General features: G+C 62.5%; 21 protein-coding genes. All 21 read left to right on the forward strand.

Annotated elements, in window-relative coordinates; translation table 11 throughout:
* Window positions 1-11: 11 nt before the first annotated feature.
* From LCL94_RS12960 to LCL94_RS13060, 21 genes are read left to right on the forward strand one after another with little or no spacing between them, the layout of a single operon-like run.
* Window positions 12-578: a NuoB/complex I 20 kDa subunit family protein gene (locus tag LCL94_RS12960; RefSeq protein ID WP_199800490.1), complete on the forward strand. Its 567-nt coding sequence runs from the start codon at window positions 12-14 to the stop codon at window positions 576-578.
* Window positions 575-778 (forward strand): hypothetical protein, encoded by a 204-nt coding sequence (locus tag LCL94_RS12965; protein WP_224832557.1) that lies wholly within the window; start codon window positions 575-577, stop codon window positions 776-778. The genes LCL94_RS12960 and LCL94_RS12965 overlap by 4 nt, the downstream gene beginning before the upstream one ends.
* Window positions 778-1,701, forward strand: a complete 924-nt coding sequence (locus LCL94_RS12970; protein WP_224832558.1) for an NADH-quinone oxidoreductase subunit C — start codon at window positions 778-780, stop codon at window positions 1,699-1,701. Before LCL94_RS12965 ends, LCL94_RS12970 begins: the two co-directional genes overlap by 1 nt.
* On the forward strand, window positions 1,701-2,237 hold the full coding sequence (locus tag LCL94_RS12975; protein ID WP_224832559.1) for a hypothetical protein: 537 nt from the start codon (window positions 1,701-1,703) through the stop codon (window positions 2,235-2,237). Before LCL94_RS12970 ends, LCL94_RS12975 begins: the two co-directional genes overlap by 1 nt.
* On the forward strand, window positions 2,234-3,451 hold the full coding sequence (locus LCL94_RS12980) for an NADH-quinone oxidoreductase subunit D (RefSeq protein WP_224832560.1): 1,218 nt from the start codon (window positions 2,234-2,236) through the stop codon (window positions 3,449-3,451). Before LCL94_RS12975 ends, LCL94_RS12980 begins: the two co-directional genes overlap by 4 nt.
* Entirely contained in the window at window positions 3,451-4,119 is a 669-nt protein-coding gene (locus tag LCL94_RS12985; RefSeq protein ID WP_224832561.1) for a complex I 24 kDa subunit family protein, read from the forward strand. The genes LCL94_RS12980 and LCL94_RS12985 overlap by 1 nt, the downstream gene beginning before the upstream one ends.
* Window positions 4,119-4,298 (forward strand): hypothetical protein, encoded by a 180-nt coding sequence (locus tag LCL94_RS12990; RefSeq protein ID WP_224832562.1) that lies wholly within the window; start codon window positions 4,119-4,121, stop codon window positions 4,296-4,298. Before LCL94_RS12985 ends, LCL94_RS12990 begins: the two co-directional genes overlap by 1 nt.
* Window positions 4,291-4,434, forward strand: a complete 144-nt coding sequence (locus tag LCL94_RS12995) for a hypothetical protein (RefSeq protein WP_224832563.1) — start codon at window positions 4,291-4,293, stop codon at window positions 4,432-4,434. The genes LCL94_RS12990 and LCL94_RS12995 overlap by 8 nt, the downstream gene beginning before the upstream one ends.
* Window positions 4,434-5,726, forward strand: coding sequence for an NADH-quinone oxidoreductase subunit NuoF (nuoF, locus tag LCL94_RS13000; protein ID WP_224832564.1), 1,293 nt, complete (start codon window positions 4,434-4,436; stop codon window positions 5,724-5,726). Before LCL94_RS12995 ends, nuoF begins: the two co-directional genes overlap by 1 nt.
* Window positions 5,726-7,720, forward strand: coding sequence for an NADH-quinone oxidoreductase subunit NuoG (nuoG, locus tag LCL94_RS13005; protein ID WP_224832565.1), 1,995 nt, complete (start codon window positions 5,726-5,728; stop codon window positions 7,718-7,720). The genes nuoF and nuoG overlap by 1 nt, the downstream gene beginning before the upstream one ends.
* Window positions 7,717-8,772, forward strand: a complete 1,056-nt coding sequence (nuoH, locus tag LCL94_RS13010) for an NADH-quinone oxidoreductase subunit NuoH (RefSeq protein ID WP_224832566.1) — start codon at window positions 7,717-7,719, stop codon at window positions 8,770-8,772. The genes nuoG and nuoH overlap by 4 nt, the downstream gene beginning before the upstream one ends.
* Window positions 8,769-9,254 (forward strand): NADH-quinone oxidoreductase subunit NuoI, encoded by a 486-nt coding sequence (nuoI, locus tag LCL94_RS13015; protein ID WP_160607036.1) that lies wholly within the window; start codon window positions 8,769-8,771, stop codon window positions 9,252-9,254. Before nuoH ends, nuoI begins: the two co-directional genes overlap by 4 nt.
* Before the next feature lie 27 nt (window positions 9,255-9,281).
* Window positions 9,282-9,902 (forward strand): NADH-quinone oxidoreductase subunit J, encoded by a 621-nt coding sequence (locus LCL94_RS13020; protein WP_224832567.1) that lies wholly within the window; start codon window positions 9,282-9,284, stop codon window positions 9,900-9,902.
* Entirely contained in the window at window positions 9,899-10,204 is a 306-nt protein-coding gene (gene nuoK / locus LCL94_RS13025; protein ID WP_160607038.1) for an NADH-quinone oxidoreductase subunit NuoK, read from the forward strand. The genes LCL94_RS13020 and nuoK overlap by 4 nt, the downstream gene beginning before the upstream one ends.
* Window positions 10,205-10,210: 6 nt before the next feature.
* A complete protein-coding gene (gene nuoL / locus LCL94_RS13030) occupies window positions 10,211-12,205 on the forward strand; it encodes an NADH-quinone oxidoreductase subunit L (protein WP_224832568.1) in 1,995 nt (664 codons plus the stop codon).
* Entirely contained in the window at window positions 12,205-13,749 is a 1,545-nt protein-coding gene (locus LCL94_RS13035; protein WP_224832569.1) for an NADH-quinone oxidoreductase subunit M, read from the forward strand. Before nuoL ends, LCL94_RS13035 begins: the two co-directional genes overlap by 1 nt.
* Window positions 13,749-15,203 carry an NADH-quinone oxidoreductase subunit NuoN gene (gene nuoN / locus LCL94_RS13040; RefSeq protein WP_224832570.1) on the forward strand — a complete coding sequence of 485 codons (1,455 nt, stop codon included), beginning with the start codon at window positions 13,749-13,751 and terminating at the stop codon, window positions 15,201-15,203. Before LCL94_RS13035 ends, nuoN begins: the two co-directional genes overlap by 1 nt.
* Window positions 15,200-15,922: a biotin--[acetyl-CoA-carboxylase] ligase gene (locus LCL94_RS13045; protein WP_224832571.1), complete on the forward strand. Its 723-nt coding sequence runs from the start codon at window positions 15,200-15,202 to the stop codon at window positions 15,920-15,922. The genes nuoN and LCL94_RS13045 overlap by 4 nt, the downstream gene beginning before the upstream one ends.
* Before the next feature lie 3 nt (window positions 15,923-15,925).
* The gene (locus tag LCL94_RS13050) at window positions 15,926-16,702 is read left to right on the forward strand and encodes a type III pantothenate kinase (protein WP_224832572.1); all 777 of its coding nucleotides are present in this window, start codon (window positions 15,926-15,928) and stop codon (window positions 16,700-16,702) included.
* Entirely contained in the window at window positions 16,699-18,354 is a 1,656-nt protein-coding gene (locus LCL94_RS13055) for a ribonuclease J (protein WP_224832573.1), read from the forward strand. Before LCL94_RS13050 ends, LCL94_RS13055 begins: the two co-directional genes overlap by 4 nt.
* Before the next feature lie 17 nt (window positions 18,355-18,371).
* Window positions 18,372-18,644 (forward strand): DUF1467 family protein, encoded by a 273-nt coding sequence (locus LCL94_RS13060; protein ID WP_224832574.1) that lies wholly within the window; start codon window positions 18,372-18,374, stop codon window positions 18,642-18,644.
* The last annotated feature ends 1 nt before the right edge of the window (window position 18,645 follow it).

Raw genomic sequence — 18,645 nt, forward strand, 5'->3', positions numbered from 1 at the left:
TGAGCCAGCAGATGACCTCCAGCCCGCTCGGGCGCGACGCGCTTGTCCAGCCGACGGCACAGCCCGGCGACATCCGCCAGCCCGACCAGGATTATTTCAACGCCCTCCAGACCGAGGTGAACGACAAGGGTTTCCTCGTCACCTCGACCGAAGACCTGTTCCAGTGGGCTCGTACCGGTTCGCTGTGGTGGATGACGTTCGGTCTCGCCTGCTGCGCTGTGGAAATGATCCACGTGAACATGCCGCGCTACGACATGGAGCGTTTCGGCGTCGCGCCGCGCGCCTCTCCGCGCCAGAGCGACGTGATGATCGTCGCCGGCACGCTGTGCAACAAGATGGCTCCGGCTCTGCGCAAGGTCTATGACCAGATGTCGGAACCGAAATACGTCATCTCGATGGGCAGCTGCGCCAATGGCGGCGGCTACTATCACTACAGCTACAGCGTCGTGCGTGGCTGCGATCGCATCGTTCCGGTCGATATCTATGTCCCCGGCTGTCCGCCGACTGCAGAGGCGCTGCTTTACGGCGTGATGCAGCTGCAGCGGAAGATCCGCCGCGTCGGGACTATCCAACGATGAGCGCGCTTACGGAAAGCCCGGCTCGCAAGCTCGGCGCCTTTGCGTTGGGTGCTATGGCCACCGGTGCGGTAGCTCTCGGAGCAGTCGCTATCGGACGCGTTGTGCTCGGCCGCCTCAACATCGGGTCGGCTCGCATCAAGCGCCTCGAGATCGACGAATTGGTCGTCGGCTCGATGACCAAGAAGGAGGGTGCGGAATAATGACAGTCCTTCATTCCGCGCCCCGCTTCACGCAGATCGACGGGCTCAAGGAAGAGATTTCGGCAGCGATCGGCGATGCTCTCGTGGAAGCGCACGAGGAGCACGGCGAACTGCTGTTCCACGTGCGCCGCGACAGCGTCGAGCGCGTGCTCCGCACCCTCCGTGACGAACATGAATACCAGCAGCTGATGGAAATCGCCGGGGTGGACTACCCTGACCGCGCAGAGCGGTTCGAGGTGGTCTACATGTTGCTGTCGGTGACCCGCAACAGCCGCATCATGGTCAAGTGCTGTGCGTCCGAAGGCACGCCGGTCCCGACAGTTACGACGGTCTGGCCCAACGCCGGCTGGCTCGAGCGCGAAGTATTCGACATGTTCGGCGTGCTGTTCGACGGCAACACCGACCTGCGCCGCATCCTTACTGACTACGGTTTCGAAGGGCATCCTTTCCGCAAGGACTTCCCACTTACCGGTTATGTGGAACTGCGTTACTCCGAAGACGAGAAGCGCGTCGTGTACGAGCCGGTCAAGCTCGCCCAGGACCTGCGCCAGTTCGATTTCATGAGCCCTTGGGAAGGCGCGGATTACGTGCTGCCCGGCGATGAAAAGGCTGCAACGCCTCCGGTCAACGAGCCGAAGACGACGGAAAGCCCCAAGCAGACCGGCGCAGGAACAAAAACCGATGCGAAGGCTGCCGACAAGGTAAGCGCCCGTTCTCCGGCCGAGGAAGACGGCGGCAAGGATGCTCCGTCCCCCAAGCCGACCGAGGACCGGCCCGCCCGCGCAAAGCGTGCCGGCAAGGCCTCCGGCACGGCCAAGGCGACCGAACCGAAGAAGAAGGCTCCGTCCAAAAAAGCAGCGCCTGCCAAGAAGAAGGCGCCTGCCAAGCGCAAGCCCGCAGCAAAGAAGAAGGACGCCGAGTGATGAAGCGCGTCGCCCTTACTGCCGCGGTGCTTCTGGTGGCTGCATGCTCGGGCCAGCAGTCGAGCGAGGAAAGCGCGGAAGACTTCGCCAGTCGGATCGGCAGCGACAGCACTGCTGCGCGCGAAAATCCGCAGGCCGCGGCAGAAATGCCCAACACAGCGCAGGCTGTCCCGCCTGCTGGTGCCGATGTGACCGCGCTGCAGCAACTGCGCGACATCGGCGGAGTCGATCTTGGCCAGCGCGACGGCGGTTGCACCTTCATGGAAGGCAATCGCGAGATGATCATCGCCAGCGGGTCGAACGACCGCGCCCTGCCGGGCAAGGCGGTCATCCGCGTCGGCGGCGGCCTGACGGTTCTCGATGCTCCTCCCGGCGGCCTCTCGGCCATTCGGGCAGGGACGACATTCACGGGTGAAGGTGTCACGGTGCAGGTCGCTCCTGCTGCCGGCGATGCAGCCTCGCGCCCGGCAAACGTAAGCGTGACAGGGGCGGACGGAAAGTCGGCCACCTATTCCGGAAAGTGGATTTGCGCATGAGCAGTGCCTTCCAGATCGAGGAATCGCCGACCACCGGCGACGAGGTCATCACCAATTACACGATCAATTTCGGGCCCCAGCACCCTGCGGCCCACGGCGTGCTGCGCATGGTCATGGAACTCGATGGCGAGATCATCGAGCGGATCGACCCGCATGTCGGCCTGCTGCACCGCGGCACCGAAAAGCTGATCGAGCACAAGACCTACCTGCAGGCGCTGCCGTATTTCGACCGCCTCGATTACTGCTCGCCGCTGGCACAGGAATACAGCTACGTCCTCGCGATCGAGAAGCTGCTCAACGTCGAAGTGCCGGAGCGCGCGCAGTATATCCGCGTGCTGTTCGCCGAGCTGACCCGCATCTGCAACCACATGCTCAACATCGGCGCGCACGTCATGGACGTCGGCGCGATGACGCCGAACCTGTGGGTGTTCGAACTGCGCGAAGACTGCATGAACTTCTTCGAGCGGATGAGCGGTGCGCGCATGCACCATGCCTACCTGCGCCCGGGCGGCGTCCACCAGGACGTGCCCGAGAAGCTGCTCGTCGATATCGGCGAATGGCTCGATACGCGCCTGCCCGAACTGTTCGGCGATGCAATGAGCCTCGTGCTCGACAACCGCATCTTCAAGCAGCGCAACGTCGACATCGCCGTGGTAAGCAAGGAAGACGCGCTGGCCTGGGGCTTCTCCGGCCCGATGATCCGCGCCGCCGGCATTCCGTGGGACCTGCGCAAGTCGCAGCCCTATGACGTTTACGACCGGATGGAATTCGACATTCCCGTGGGCACCAATTCCGACTGCTACGACCGCTTTGTCGTGCGCGTGAAGGAAGTCTACGAGAGCGCGAAGATCATCAAGCAGTGCCTGCGCGACATGCCGACCGGTCCGATCGCAAGCAGCGACCGCAAGGTCTCGCCGCCCAAGCGTGCCGAGATGAAGCAGTCGATGGAAGCGCTGATCCACCACTTCAAGCTCTACACCGAGGGCTTCCACGTGCCCGCGGGCGAAGTCTATGTCGCCACCGAAAGCCCCAAGGGCGAATTCGGCGTCTACCTCGTCAGCGACGGTTCCAACAAACCCTACCGCTGCAAGATCCGCCCGACGGCCTTCAGCCACCTGCAAGCAATGGATTTCATGAGCAAAGGCCACATGCTGCCCGATGCCACCGCCATCCTCGGCGCCATCGACGTCGTGTTCGGGGAGTGTGACCGCTAATGGCCGACCGTACCCCCGCACCCGATACACCCGAGCTGCGCGAGCGCTGGGGCGGCTTCGAATTTTCCGACGCCTACCGCGAGAAGGCGGACCGCGCGATTGCGCGCTATCCCGAAGGGCGCCAGCGCTCTGCGGTGATGCCGCTGCTCGACCTGGCTCAGCGCCAGGTTGGCGAAGAAACGAACACCCAGGGCTGGTTGCCTCTGCCGGTGATCGAATATGTCGCCGACTATCTCGACATGCCGGTCATCCGCGTGCTCGAGGTGGCGACCTTCTACTTCATGTACAATCTGAAGCCGGTCGGCCGGTACCACGTGCAGGTCTGCGGTACGACGCCCTGCATGCTGCGCGGTTCGGACGGCCTGTTCGAGGCCTGCAAGAAGCGCGGCATGAAGAAGGGCGAGGTGTCGGAAGACGGCCTGTGGACCCTTACCGAAGTCGAATGCATGGGCAATTGCGCCACCGCGCCGATGGTCCAGATCAACGACGACAATTACGAGGATCTCACGCCCGAACGCCTCGACGCCGTGCTCGATGCGCTGGCCAAGGGCGAGCAGCCCAAGACCGGCACGCAGGAACCCGGTCGCCACACCTCCGAACCGGCCGGCGCGCTCAGCACGCTGAAGGACATGGTCTCGGAAAACCACGACTACCGGGGTGAATGGTGATGGAAAAGACGACCAATCACCGCGCTCTGGGTATGGCCTTCATGGTCATCGGCGTGAGCCTGAGCGTCACCTTCGCACTGACGCTCGGCCCTGCCTTCATGGGCATCGGCGCTGCATTCTTCGTTCTTGGCGTTGTGTTCCTCAAGAAGGGCAAGGACGAGGACCAATCCGATGGATAGCAACCTCGTCTACATCCTCGTCGCGCTGGTCCTGATCGTGATCGCGTGGAAAGTCTTCAAGGGCATCGTCAAGACGATGGTCCTCGCGGCGATCCTGATCGCTGCTGCAATCTTCGTATTCGGAGGGTTCGCCTGATGCTTGCCGACAAGGACCGCATCTTTACCAACCTCTACGGCTTCCAGGACTGGGGCCTGAAGGCAGCGCAGCAGCGCGGCGACTGGGACGACACCAAGTCGCTGATCGCGCGCGGCCACGAGAATATCATCGAGGAAGTAAAGGCCTCGGGCCTGCGCGGCCGCGGCGGCGCAGGCTTCCCGACCGGCCTCAAGTGGTCGTTCATGCCGAAGGAATCGAAGGACGGTCGTCCCAGCTTCCTCGTCATCAATGCCGATGAATCCGAACCCGGTTCGTGCAAGGACCGCGAGATCATCCGCCACGATCCGCACAAGTTGATCGAAGGCGCACTGGTTGCCGGCTATGCCATGCGGGCGAGGGCGGCCTACATCTACATCCGCGGCGAATATATCCGCGAGGCCGAGACGCTTCAGGCCGCGATCGACGAGGCCTATGACGCAGGTCTGATCGGCAAGAACGCATCGAAGTCGGGCTATGATTTCGACGTCTTCCTGCATCGCGGTGCTGGCGCCTACATCTGCGGCGAAGAGACCGCGATGATCGAAAGCCTCGAAGGCAAAAAGGGCCAGCCGCGCCTCAAGCCGCCGTTCCCGGCAGGCGCGGGCCTCTACGGCTGCCCGACCACGGTCAACAACGTGGAATCGATCGCCGTCGTCCCGACCATCCTGCGTCGCGGCGCATCGTGGTTCGCGAGCTTCGGCCGCGAAAACAACAAGGGCACCAAGCTCTTCCAGATCAGCGGCCATGTGAACAAGCCCTGCGTGGTCGAGGAAGCGCTCAGCATCCCGTTCAGCGAGCTGATCGAGAAGCACTGCGGCGGCATCATCGGCGGCAAGGACAACCTCCTCGCCGTGATTCCGGGCGGTTCTTCGGTCCCGCTGGTCCCGGCCGAGCAGATCTGGGACGCGCCGATGGATTTCGACGGCCTCAAGGACCTGGGCTCTGGCCTCGGGACCGCCGGCGTCATCGTCATGGACAAGTCGACCGACATCGTCCGCGCGATCAGCCGTCTCAGCTACTTCTACAAGCACGAGAGCTGCGGCCAGTGCACGCCCTGCCGCGAAGGCACGGGCTGGATGTGGCGAATGATGGAACGCCTGCGCACCGGCGATGCGGCGATCGAGGAAATCGATATGCTTCAGCAGGTTACGAAGCAGGTCGAAGGCCACACCATCTGCGCCCTCGGTGACGCGGCCGCATGGCCGATCCAGGGCCTCATCCGCCATTTCCGCCCCGAGCTCGAGCGCCGGATCAACGAACACAACGCCAAGTTTGCCGAGGCAGCCGAATAATGCCCAAGGTTACCGTAGACGGACAGGAAATCGAGGTTCCGGACGGCGCGACCGTCCTCCAGGCCTGCGAACTCGCGGGCAAGGAAATCCCGCGTTTCTGCTATCACGAGCGGCTGTCGATTGCCGGCAACTGCCGCATGTGCCTGGTCGAAGTGAAGCCGGGACCGCCCAAGCCGCAGGCAAGCTGCGCGCTTCCCGCGACCGAAGGCCAGGAAATTCGCACCGATACGCCGATGGTGAAGACCGCGCGCGAAGGCGTGATGGAATTCCTGCTCATCAACCACCCGCTCGATTGCCCGATCTGCGACCAAGGCGGCGAATGCGACCTGCAGGACCAGTCGGTGGCCTATGGCCGCGGCGGCTCGCGCTATCACGAGAACAAGCGCGCCGTCACCGAGAAGTACATGGGCCCGCTGATCAAGACGGTCATGACCCGCTGCATCCACTGCACCCGCTGCGTGCGCTTCTCGGAAGAGATCGCCGGCGTGGACGAAATCGGCGCGCTGTATCGCGGCGAGGACATGCAGATCACGACCTATCTCGAGCAGGCAGCCGAGCACGAGCTGTCGGCCAATGTGATCGACCTTTGCCCAGTCGGTGCACTGACCTCGCGCCCCTATGCTTTCGAAGCCCGTCCGTGGGAGCTGAAGAAGACCCTCAGCATCGACGTGTCGGACGCTGTCGGCGCGAATATCCGTCTCGACAGCCGCGGCCGCGAAGTCATGCGCGCGCTTCCGCGCATCAATGACGACGTGAACGAGGAGTGGATTTCCGACAAGGCGCGCTACCAGGTCGATGGTCTCGGCAAGCGCCGCCTCGACAAGGTCTTCATGCGCAAGCGCGGCAAGCTCCAGCCGGCAAGCTGGGACGAGGCTTTCAAGGCTATCGCCAAGCAGCTGAAGTCCGACACTTCGAGCATCGCCGCGGTTGCAGGCGACATGGTCGATTGCGAAACCATGTTCGCGGCCAAGTCGCTGCTGACGGCTTGCGGTTCCTCGCTGGTCGAAGGCCGCCAGACCGGCATGGACTACGATGTTTCCAGCCTCGCGGCCGTCAACTTCAACTCGACCTTCGCAGGTATCGAAAATGCCGATGCCGTCCTGATTGTCGGCAGCCACATCCGCTGGGAAGCGCCGCTTGTGAACGTGCGCATCCGCAAGGCGGTGAAGCGCGGCGCCAAGGTCCTCGTGGTCGGCCCACACTGGGAAACCACTTATCCGGCAGAATTCCTCGGCAATGACCTCGGCGTGCTGAACAGCCTGCCCAAGGAAGTGTCGGAAGTCTTCAGCAAGGCCGAGCGTCCCGCAGTTATCGTGGGCGGCGCCGCGCTCAAGGGTGCGCATGGCAAGGCTCTGGCGCTTGCCAGCGAATGGGGGGCGGCTTTCAACGTGTTGCACTTCAGCGCAGCCCGCATGGGCGGCCTGATGCTCGGTTTCGCGCAGAAGGGCGGTATTGCGGATCTCGCCAAGGCATCGCCCAAGGTGCTGCTCGCGCTCGGCGCTGACGAGATGGACTTCGAGCCCTTCGCCGACAGCCTCAAGGTCTACATCGGCCATCACGGCGATCGCGGTGCGCACGCAGCAGACATCATCCTGCCCGGTGCCAGCTATGCCGAGAAGGACGGGACCTACGTCAACACCGAAGGCCGGGTGCAGTTTGCCGAAAAGGCCGTCTTCGCCCCCGGTGATGCGCGCGAGGACTGGACGATCCTTCGCGCTCTGGCCGATGCCCTGAAGGTCGAGGTCGGTTTTGACAGCTTCGACCAGCTCCAGTCGGCCATGATTGCCACGGTTCCGGCGCTGGGTGAGGAAGGCCTCGCCGACTACGGCGCACTGCCCAAGGCTGATGCCAAGGCAAAGGCGGAAGGCGTCCTGTCGGCGTATCCGATCAAGGACTTCTATCTCACCAACCCGATCGCGCGCGCGAGCGAGGTGATGCAGCGCTGCTCGGCAGAACTGCTCCACGGCGGCGAATTGGCGGAGGCAGCGGAATGACCGAATTCTTCCAATCCCTCGGCATGAGCTACGAATGGGCATGGGGCGTCGCCACCATTGCCGGCATCCTGCTCATCGCACTGCCGCTGATGCTGGCCGTGGCGATGATCATTTACGTCGACCGCAAGGTCTGGGCGGCAATCAACCTGCGTCGCGGTCCGAACGTCGTCGGCCCCTTCGGCCTGCTGCAAAGCTTTGCCGACGGGCTGAAGGTCTTCCTGCAGGAAACCGTCATCCCGAGCGCGGCGAACAAGGGCATCTTCATCCTTGCCCCAATCGTCACCTTCACGGTGGCCCTGGCGGCCTGGGCGGTGATCCCGTTCAGCGCGGAAGCCGTGCTGGCGGACATAAATGTCGGCCTGCTCTACATCCTCGCGATCAGTTCGCTGTCGGTCTACGGCATCATCATGGCGGGCTGGGCTTCGAACTCGAAGTACCCGTTCTTCTCGGCCATGCGCGCTTCGGCGCAGATGATCAGCTATGAAGTCTCGATCGGCTTCATCCTGGTCTGCGTCGTGTTGTTTGCTGGCACGTTCAACCTCAACGACATCGTGCGCGCGCAGGAAGGCTTCGGCCTGGGCGTCATCAACGCCTATGTCGTGCATCCGCTGCTCTTCCCGATGTGGGTGCTGTTCTTCATCTCGAGCCTTGCCGAAACCCAGCGCGTTCCCTTCGACCTTACCGAGGCGGAGAGCGAGCTGGTGGCCGGCTATCAGACCGAATACAGCTCGATGAGCTTCGCGCTCTTCTGGCTCGGCGAATATGCCAACATCCTGCTCATGTGCATGCTCAACGCACTGCTGTTCTGGGGCGGTTGGCTGCCGCCGGTCGATTGGGAGCCGCTTTACGCTGTCCCCGGCATCGTCTGGCTGCTGCTGAAGGCGTTCTTCTTCTTCTTCATGTTCAGCTGGGTCATGGCGACCGTGCCGCGCTACCGCTACGATCAGCTGATGCGCTTGGGCTGGAAGGTCTTCCTGCCGATCAGCCTGCTGTTCGTCGTCGTAATCTCCGGTTACCTCATGGCAACCGGCCACTTCGGAGCCGCCGCATGAGCGTCGCCCACCTCATCAAGTCGTTCACCCTGTGGGAGTTCGTGAAGGCGCACGCCCTCACGCTGAAGTACTTCTTCAAGCCGAAGGTGACGATTAACTATCCGTTCGAGAAGAACCCGCTGAGCCCGCGTTTCCGCGGCGAGCATGCTCTGCGTCGCTATCCCAACGGGGAAGAGCGCTGCATCGCTTGCAAGCTGTGCGAGGCGGTCTGCCCGGCGCAGGCCATCACGATCGAGGCCGAACCGCGCGAAGACGGCAGCCGCCGTACGACGCGCTACGACATCGACATGACGAAGTGCATCTACTGCGGCTTCTGCCAGGAAGCCTGTCCGGTCGATGCCATCGTCGAAGGTCCGAACTTCGAATACGCAACCGAAACCCGCGAGGAGCTGCTCTATGACAAGGCCAAGCTGCTCGCCAATGGTGACAAGTGGGAGCGGGCAATCGCCGCGAACCTTGAAGCCGACGCACCCTATCGCTAACCGCGCCGCAACCGAATCCGGGGCATCATGATCCAGACTTTCGCCTTTTACATGTTCGCGATCATCGTGATTGCTTCCGCCGTGATGGTCATCACGGCGCGCAATCCGGTGCATTCGGTCCTGTGGCTCATCCTGGCATTCTTCAATGCCGCCGGCCTGATGGTTCTCGTCGGTGCGGAATTCATCGCGATGCTGCTGGTCATAGTCTACGTCGGTGCAGTCGCCGTGCTGTTCCTGTTCGTCGTCATGATGCTGGACATCGACGTCGCGGCGATGCGCGCAGGGTTCATCAAGAACTTCCCGCTCGGCATCGTGGTGGCGCTGGTGTTGCTCGCGGAACTGGTTCTCGGGATCGGTGCCTACAACGTTGGCGCGATCGAGCTTGGCACGCCTGCTGCCGCAGACGCACCGGCGATGGCCGAAAGCAATACTGCGGCCATCGGCGCGTTGCTCTACACACGCTATATCTTCCTGTTCGAGGCGGCAGGCATCGTGCTTCTGGTCGCCATGATCGGCGCAATCGTGCTGACGCACCGCCCGTCCAAGTCGAAGCGCGGCCAGCAGGATATCGGCAAGCAGGTCCGCCGCCGTCCCGACGAAGCGACCGTCATGAAACAACCCGAAGTGGGCAAGGGGATCGAACTGTGATCGCCATCGAACACTATGTCATCGTCAGCGCGATCCTGTTCGTGCTGGGCGTGCTCGGCATCTTCCTCAACCGGAAGAACATCATCGTCATCCTGATGGCGATCGAGCTCATCCTCCTTGCGGTGAACATCAACCTCGTCGCCTTCAGCGCTTTCCTCGGCGATCTGGTCGGGCAGGTCTTTGCGATGTTCGTTCTGACCGTTGCCGCTGCCGAAGCGGCCATCGGCCTCGCCATTCTCATGATCTACTTCCGTGCACGCGGCACCATTGCGGTCGACGATGCGAACCGGATGAAGGGATAAGCACCAGTGCAGACCTCCATTCTCGCCATCGTCTTCCTGCCGCTGCTCGCCTCGATCGTCGCGGGCCTGGTCAACAAGAGCGCGCCGAGCGTTTTCGCCAAGAGCGTCACGACCGGCGGCCTGTTCATTTCCTGCCTGCTGAGCTGGCCGATCTTCATCAGCTTCTGGACCGGCAACGCCGAAGCGACTGTGGTCCCGGTCCTGACCTGGGTCCAGTCCGGCGCGCTCAGCTTCGACTGGGCGCTGCGGGTCGATACGCTGACTGCAGTCATGCTGGTGGTCATCACGACCGTCTCCGCGCTCGTCCATCTCTATAGCTGGGGCTATATGGAGGAAGACCCGGACCAGCCGCGGTTCTTCGCCTACCTTTCGCTCTTCACCTTCGCCATGCTGATGCTGGTGACCGCCGACAACCTCGTGCAGATGTTCTTCGGTTGGGAAGGGGTGGGCCTCGCCAGCTACCTGCTGATCGGCTTCTGGTTCAAGAAGCCCAGCGCAAATGCTGCCGCGATCAAGGCATTCGTGGTCAACCGCGTCGGCGACCTTGGCTTCATGCTCGGCATCTTCGGCACTTTCTGGGTGTTCGGCACGGTCTCGATCCCTGAAATCCTCGAAGCCGCTCCCGGCATGAGCGGGGCGACCATCGGCTTCCTCGGCATGCGCGTTCACACGATGGACGTGCTGTGCATCCTCCTGTTCATCGGTGCGATGGGCAAGTCGGCACAGCTCGGCCTGCACACCTGGCTTCCGGACGCGATGGAAGGCCCGACCCCCGTGTCGGCGCTGATCCATGCCGCGACCATGGTGACCGCCGGCGTGTTCATGGTCTGCCGCCTTTCGCCCATGTTCGAGACTGCTCCGATCGCGCTTGGCATGGTCACATTCGTCGGTGCCGCTACCTGTATCTTTGCCGCGACCGTCGGCACGACGCAGTGGGACATCAAGCGGGTCATCGCCTATTCGACCTGTTCGCAGCTCGGCTACATGTTCTTTGCTGCCGGCGTCGGTGCCTATGGCGCGGCCATGTTCCACCTGTTCACGCATGCCTTCTTCAAGGCGCTGCTGTTCCTCGGTGCAGGTTCGGTCATTCACGCGATGCACCACGAACAGGACATGCGCTATTACGGCGGCCTGCGTAAGCACATCCCGCTGACCTTCTGGGCGATGATGATGGGGACGCTGGCCATTACCGGCCTCGGTATCTACCATCTCGGCGTTGGTTTCGCCGGCTTCTGGTCGAAGGACGCGATCATCGAAGTCGCCTTCGCGCGCGGCACCGAACTCGGCAACTTCGCCTTCTGGATGGGCGTGTTCGCCGCGCTGCTGACCAGCTTCTACAGCTGGCGCCTGATGTTCCTCACCTTCTGGGGCAAGCCGCGCTGGATCGAGAGCGAGCATATCCAGCACACCGTCCACAAGACGCCGGAGCAGGCGGGCGAGGACACCACGGGTGGCTATCACCCGCATGAAAGCCCGCTGACCATGCTGGTGCCGCTCGGCATCCTGTCGATCGGTGCGATTGCCGCAGGCCAGGTCTTTGCGCCTGCCTTCCTCGATAGCGCGGAATTCTGGGGCGGCTCGATCTTCTACAACGAAGCCCTGATCCACGCGATGCACGCGGTGCCTTACGCCGTGAAGTATGCGGCGCTGATCGTCATGCTGATCGGCCTTACGGTGGCCTGGTTCGCCTACATCAAGGACACCTCGATCCCCGGCAAGGCTGCCGAGCAGCTCGGCCCGATCTACCGCTTCCTCTACAACAAGTGGTATTTCGACGAGCTCTACCACTACCTCTTCGTGGTCCCTGCCTTCTGGCTGGGCCGCCAGTTCTGGAAACTCGGCGACATCGGCACGATCGACCGCTTCGGCCCCAATGGCGTGGCCTGGGTGGTCGAGAAGGGCGCGGTCGGAGCGAAGAAGTTCCAGACCGGATATCTCTATAGCTATGCGCTGGTGATGCTCCTCGGGCTTGTCGCCGCCGTCACCTGGGTGCTGTTCTGATGGAGTTCCCCATCCTCTCGCTCATGCTTGCCGTGCCGCTGATCGGTGCGATCGCCTGCCTGTTCCTGAATGCCGGTAGCGCCCGGATGGTCGCGCTGTTCGCGACGCTGTTCAACCTGGCGCTCGGCATCCTGCTCTGGATCAACTACGATATCGGCGGGGCACAGTGGCAGTTCACCGAACGGGCAGAGTTGTTCGCGGTGTTCAGCTATGCGCTGGGCATCGACGGCATCGCCCTGATGCTGATCATGCTCAGCGTCTTCCTGATGCCGATCTGTATCCTCGCCAGCTGGGATTCCATCACCAAGCGCGTCGGCGAATACATGGCTGCCTTCCTGCTGATGGAAGTTCTGATGATCGGCGTCTTCGCCGCGCAGGACCTGTTCCTGTTCTACATCTTCTTCGAAGCCGGCCTCATTCCGATGTACCTGATCATCGGCGTCTGGGGCGGCGATAACCGCATCTACGCCTCGTATAAGTTCTTCCTCTACACGCTGCTCGGCTCGGTCCTGATGCTGATCGCGATGTTCTGGATGGTGAACGAGGCGGGGACCACTGACATCCCGACGCTGATGCAGTACGATTTCCCCGTCGGCGCGCAGTTCTGGCTGTGGCTGGCATTCTTCGCCAGCTTCGCCGTGAAGATGCCGATGTGGCCCGTGCACACCTGGCTCCCCGACGCGCACGTCCAGGCACCTACCGCCGGTTCGGTGATCCTTGCCGGCGTCCTGTTGAAGCTCGGCGGTTACGGTTTCATTCGCTTCAGCCTGCCCATGTTCCCCGACGCGAGCGCGGATCTGGCTTGGCTGGTCTTCGCCCTGTCCATGGTCGCGGTGATCTACACCTCGCTCGTCGCGCTGGTGCAGTCCGACATGAAAAAGCTCATCGCCTATTCCTCGGTCGCCCATATGGCGATCGTGACAGTCGGCCTGTTCGCCTTCAACGTGCAGGGCATCGAGGGCGCGATGATGGTCATGCTCGGCCACGGCCTGGTTTCAGGCGCGTTGTTCCTGTGCGTCGGCGTGATCTACGACCGCCTGCATACGCGCGAGATCGCGCGTTACGGCGGCCTGTCGATCAACATGCCGAAGTATGCGCTGTTCTTCCTCCTGTTCACCATGGCCTCAATCGGCCTGCCGGGCACCAGCAACTTCGTCGGCGAGTTCCTCGCGCTTGCCGGCATCTACAAGGTCTCGACCTTCGTAACGCTGGTCTGCACTACCGGTATCATCCTGGGCGCTGCCTACATGCTTTATCTCTACCGCCGCGTGGCATTCGGCGAACAGGTCAATGCCGACGCCGCCCGCATGCCCGACCTCAACGCACGCGAATGGGCTATGCTTGCCCCGATCGCTGCAGCCGTGCTGTGGATGGGTGTCTACCCGGAAAGCTTCCTCGCTCCCATGCGGCAAGACATCGCAGCGCTCGAAGCGCGGCTCGCCAGCGTAACTCCGCAGTATGACAGCGCACTGAAGGTCGGCACCCCGAAGGAGCATAACGCGAACTTCATTGCGGGCGAGCACGGATCGGAGGGAGAGCACTGATGTCCTACGCTACTTCCCTCTACCTCACCGGCGCAGAAATCGGCCTTTCCGTTGCCGGCCTCATCCTGCTCCTGGTCACTGCATGGACCAGCCGTGACGCTGCCCGCGGCATCACGATCGCGGCTGTGGCGGCTCTGGTCGGCGCGCTGGCATTCTCAGTGTCGCTGTTCGACGGCGGTGTGGGCGCGATGGCCTTCCATGGCCTGTTCCGCGTCGATGCTTTCTCGCTCTTCGCCAAGGTGCTGATCTTTACAGCCACCATCGCGTGCCTGATTGTCGCTCCACATTACTTCGGCGAGCGCGGCGACTACCGCGGCGAGTATCCGGTCCTGCTGCTGTTCAACGCAGTCGGCATGAGCATGATGGTGTCGGCAACCGACCTGCTGACGCTCTACGTCGGCCTCGAGATGTCGAGCCTTTCGTCATACGTGCTCGCAAGCTTTGCGCGCCGCGACGACCGTTCGAGCGAAGCGGGCCTCAAGTACTTTATCCTCGGCGGTCTTGCCTCGGGCATCATCCTCTACGGCATCAGCCTCGTTTACGGGTTTACCGGAGCGACGGGTTACGAAGCGATCCGAATTGCCTTCGATGGCAATTTCTCGACCGGCGCGCTGTTCGGTGTGGTGTTCGTCCTTGCTGGTTTCGCCTTCAAGATTGCCGCTGTCCCGTTCCACATGTGGACGCCCGACGTTTACGAAGGCGCCCCGACTCCGGTCACCGCATTCTTCGCAAGCGCCCCGAAGGTCGCTGCCGTGTCGATGCTCGTGCGCATGGCAATCGTGCCGTTCGGTGGCGAAGTTGCAGCGTGGCAGCAGATCGTCATTTTCGCCGCACTCGCATCGATCGTGGTCGGCGCACTTGGTGCCATCGGCCAGCAGAACCTGAAACGATTGCTTGCCTACTCGTCGATCAACAACGTCGGATTCATCCTGATCGGCCTTGCAGCAGCTACGCCGGAAGGTGTGGCAGGCGTCATGGTTTACCTCGCCATCTATGTCTTTATGACGATCGGCAGCTTCGTAGCGCTCCTCATGCTACGGGACGAGCAAGGCAATGCCCTGTCGACCTTCGACGACATCTCGGGCCTATCGACCACCAGCCCCGCGCTCGCGTGGTGCCTGCTGGCGCTGATGTTCAGCCTTGCGGGCATTCCGCCGCTGTTCGGCTTCTGGGGCAAGTTCGTGGTCTTCCAGGCTGCGGTACAGGCCGACATGATCCAGCTTGCTGCAATCGGTATCGCGGCCAGCGTGATCGGTGCCTTCTATTACATCAAGTTCATCAAGGTGATGTTCTTCGATGAACCGAAGGGTGCTGCTCCCGCCAAGGCCCCGACCTCCCACTGGGTGGTGCTCGGCCTGAGCGTTCTGGTGATTTCGCCCCTGGGCTATTTCCTGACGCCTTGGCTTGGTGACATTGCTGCCGCAGCAGCGCAGGCACTGTTCCAGTTCGCTTGATCGAGGTTCTGGCCGAAACCGGCTCTACTAATGCCGATCTGATTTCGCGCCTCCGCGATGGCGAACGCGTGGCGGAGGGGCACTGGTTAGTGGCCGACCGGCAGATGGCCGGGCGAGGCAGGCAGGGTCGAAGCTGGTTCGATGGCGGCGGCAATTTCATGGGGTCGACCGTGGTTCACTGCCTTGCGCAGGATCCGCCCGCGGCGAGCCTGGCGTTTTGCGTCGCGCTAGCGGTCTATGAGGCCGTACTCCCGTTTGTGCCTAACCCTGCGGACCTCGCGCTGAAATGGCCGAACGACCTGATGCTGGGCGGGGCCAAGCTGGCGGGCATCCTGCTCGAACGCGAGGGTGATGCGGTGGTCGTCGGAATAGGGGTCAATCTGGCTGCTGCGCCCGACTTGCCCGATCGCCGGACAACATCGATCGCGATGGTCGCACCCGCTCCTAACCGGGATCATTTCGCGAGCGCGCTTGCCGACCAGTTCGCGGTTGAGCTTGACCGCTGGCGCACTTTCGGCCTCGAACCGCTCACGCGCCGCTGGATGGCAGCCGCCCATCCTGTTGGGACGCCGCTTCGGGTCCATCCTCCGGGCGAGGATGCGATCGAAGGAGCCTTCGCAGGACTGACCGAAGACGGCGCGTTGATGCTGCGCTTGCCCGGAGGGCGAATTCGCACCATTCATGCAGGTGACGTAATGCTCGCGAGAGAGGAGGGCTAGACCATGCTGCTGGCAGCCGATGTCGGAAATACCAATGTGGTGTTCGCCCTGTTCGATGGCCGCGCGATCAAGGCGCGTTGGCGCATTGCGACCGATCCTCGGCGCACCGGCGATGAATACGCCGTTTGGCTCCTGCGCCTGCTCGAGCTCGAAGGCTACAAGCGCGAAGATATCACGCGCATCATCATCGGCTCGGTTGTCCCGCGTTCGATCCACAACCTCACGGTCCTGTCCCAGAAATACTTCGGTATCGAACCTCTGATCGCAGGTCAGGACGAGGCGCAGTGGGGCATCACCATCGACGTCGACGAGCCGCGCAGTTTGGGTGCGGACCGCGCGCTCAATACCATTGCCGCGCACGAGAAATACGAAGGCGACCTGATCGTCATCGATTTCGGGACTGCGACCACGATCGACGCCGTCGATTTCACTGGCGCCTACAAGGGCGGGATCATCGCGCCCGGCATCAACCTGTCGCTCGATGCGCTGGTCGGCAATACTGCCAAGCTTCCGCGCATCGCCATCCGCAAGCCGGACAATAACAGCGTCATCGGCCGCAACACCGAAGACCAGATGCTGATCGGCGTGTTCTGGGGCTACGTCGCCCTGATCGAAGGTCTTGTATCACGCATGAAAAGCGAGATCGGCCGTCCGGCAAAAGTTGTCGCCACCGGTGGCCTCGCGCTCCTGTTCGACGAAATTACCGACCTGTTCGATGCTGTTGACAGCGATCTCACACTGACTGGTCTGGCCATCTTGGCCGAAAGGGCTTCCGCTTGAAGAAAGATTTCACTCCCGAAGACGAACTGCTGTTCCTGGCCCTTGGCGGGTCGGGCGAAATTGGCATGAACGTCAACCTGTACGGCTGCCAGGGCCGGTGGTTGATGGTCGATCTCGGCATGACGTTCTCGGGAGCCGAATATCCCGGCGTCGACCTGGTGTTCGCGGATCTCGAATTCATCGAGGAACGCGTCGACCAGCTCGAAGCCATCGTGCTGACCCATGCGCATGAAGACCATATCGGCGCGGTCCCGTACTTCGCGGCCGACCTCGGTGTGCCCATCTATGCGACGCCGTTCACGATGGAACTGGTCCGTCGGAAGCTGGAAGAGGCGGGCGTGCTGGGCGAAGTGGAACTCCACACCATTCCCGACGATCACGGCAGTTTCGAGGTCGGCCCGTTCGAGGTGACCTATATCCCGCTCGCCCACTCGATCGCGGAAGGCAATGCCTTGCTGATCGATACCCCGCATGGCCGCATTTTCCACACCGGCGACTGGAAGCTCGACGAAGACCCCATCATCGGGGAGCCCGCTACGGACGAGGAACTGACCCAGATGGGCGACGAGGGTATCCTCGCGCTCGTCTGCGACAGCACCAACGTCTTCAATCCCGCGCCGAGCGGTTCTGAAGGTGCAGTCTACAAGGGCCTTCTCGAAGAGGTTCAGCGTCACCCGGGTAAGCGGGTGCTGGTCACGACCTTTGCCAGCAATGTCGCCCGTCTCCAGACGCTGGGCGAGGTAGCGCGCGAAACTGGACGCCAGCTGTGCGTCGCAGGCCGTTCGCTCGACCGGATCATCGAGGTGGCACAGGAAAACGGCTATCTCACCGATTTCCCCGAGCCTGTCGATTTCGACACTGCGATGAGCTTGCCGCGTGGGGAACTGCTGATCCTCGCAACGGGCGGGCAGGGCGAGCCGCGGGCGGCACTGTCCCGGATTTCCGAAGACAATCATCCGCTGCAGCTGGTCTCCGGAGACGTGGTGCTGTTCTCCAGCCGCCAGATCCCCGGCAACGAGTTGTCTATCGGCGTCGTCCAGAACCGGCTTGCGTTGAAGGGCGTGACGATGGTCACCGACCGCCAGAGCATGATCCACGTGTCCGGCCATCCGGGCCGTCCGGAGCTCGAGGCGCTTTATGGTTGGCTTCGGCCCGAAGTGCTGGTGCCGGTCCACGGCGAGATGCGGCACATGCAGGAACAGGCAAGGCTTGGCCGTGCAAACGGCATACCTGCAGCGGTCTTCCAGCAGAACGGCGACATTGTACGTCTTGCGCCCGGCGCCCCCGGGGTCATCGCCCAAGTCAGGTCGGGGCGGCTTGTGCTCGATGGCGACATCATTGCACCTGCGGATGGCGAGGCGATGGTCATGCGTCGCCGCATCATGCACGAGGGCGTGATGATCGTGGCGCTGGACCGTAACCTGTCGGTCCAGATCGATAGTGTCGGGCTTCCGCTTGACGAGGATTACGGCGATTTCGTTGACGAGGCGAAGGAAGACGTGCGCAGTGCCCTTGCCAAGCTGAAGGGCAGGGACCGTTCCGATCGCGAAGCTGTGCACGAGGCTGCGCGCCTTGCCGCACGGCGCGCAGCGCAGCGCTGGTCCGGCAAGCGGCCGCAGGTGCGCGTGCTTCTTCCGGAAGAGGGTGAGTGACGACAATGGAATTGCCGATGCAGTGGACTTCGATCGTCGCGATCTATGTCCTGTTTTGGGTGGTCAGCGCCTTTGTCCTGCTTCCCTTTGGGGTTCGCACCGCCGACGAAACCGGTGCTGAGACGATACCGGGTCAGGCAGAAAGCGCCCCGGTCAATTTCCGCCCTGGACGAATTGCCATGCGCGCAACGATCCTGTCCGCGCTGCTGACCACGCTTTACGTCCTGAATTACGCCTATGGCTGGATCGAGGCCGAAGACTTGATCTTGTGGGGGCCGACCGTCCAGTAAA

The organism is Qipengyuania gaetbuli, from assembly GCF_020171365.1.
Classification (GTDB): domain Bacteria; phylum Pseudomonadota; class Alphaproteobacteria; order Sphingomonadales; family Sphingomonadaceae; genus Qipengyuania; species Qipengyuania gaetbuli_B.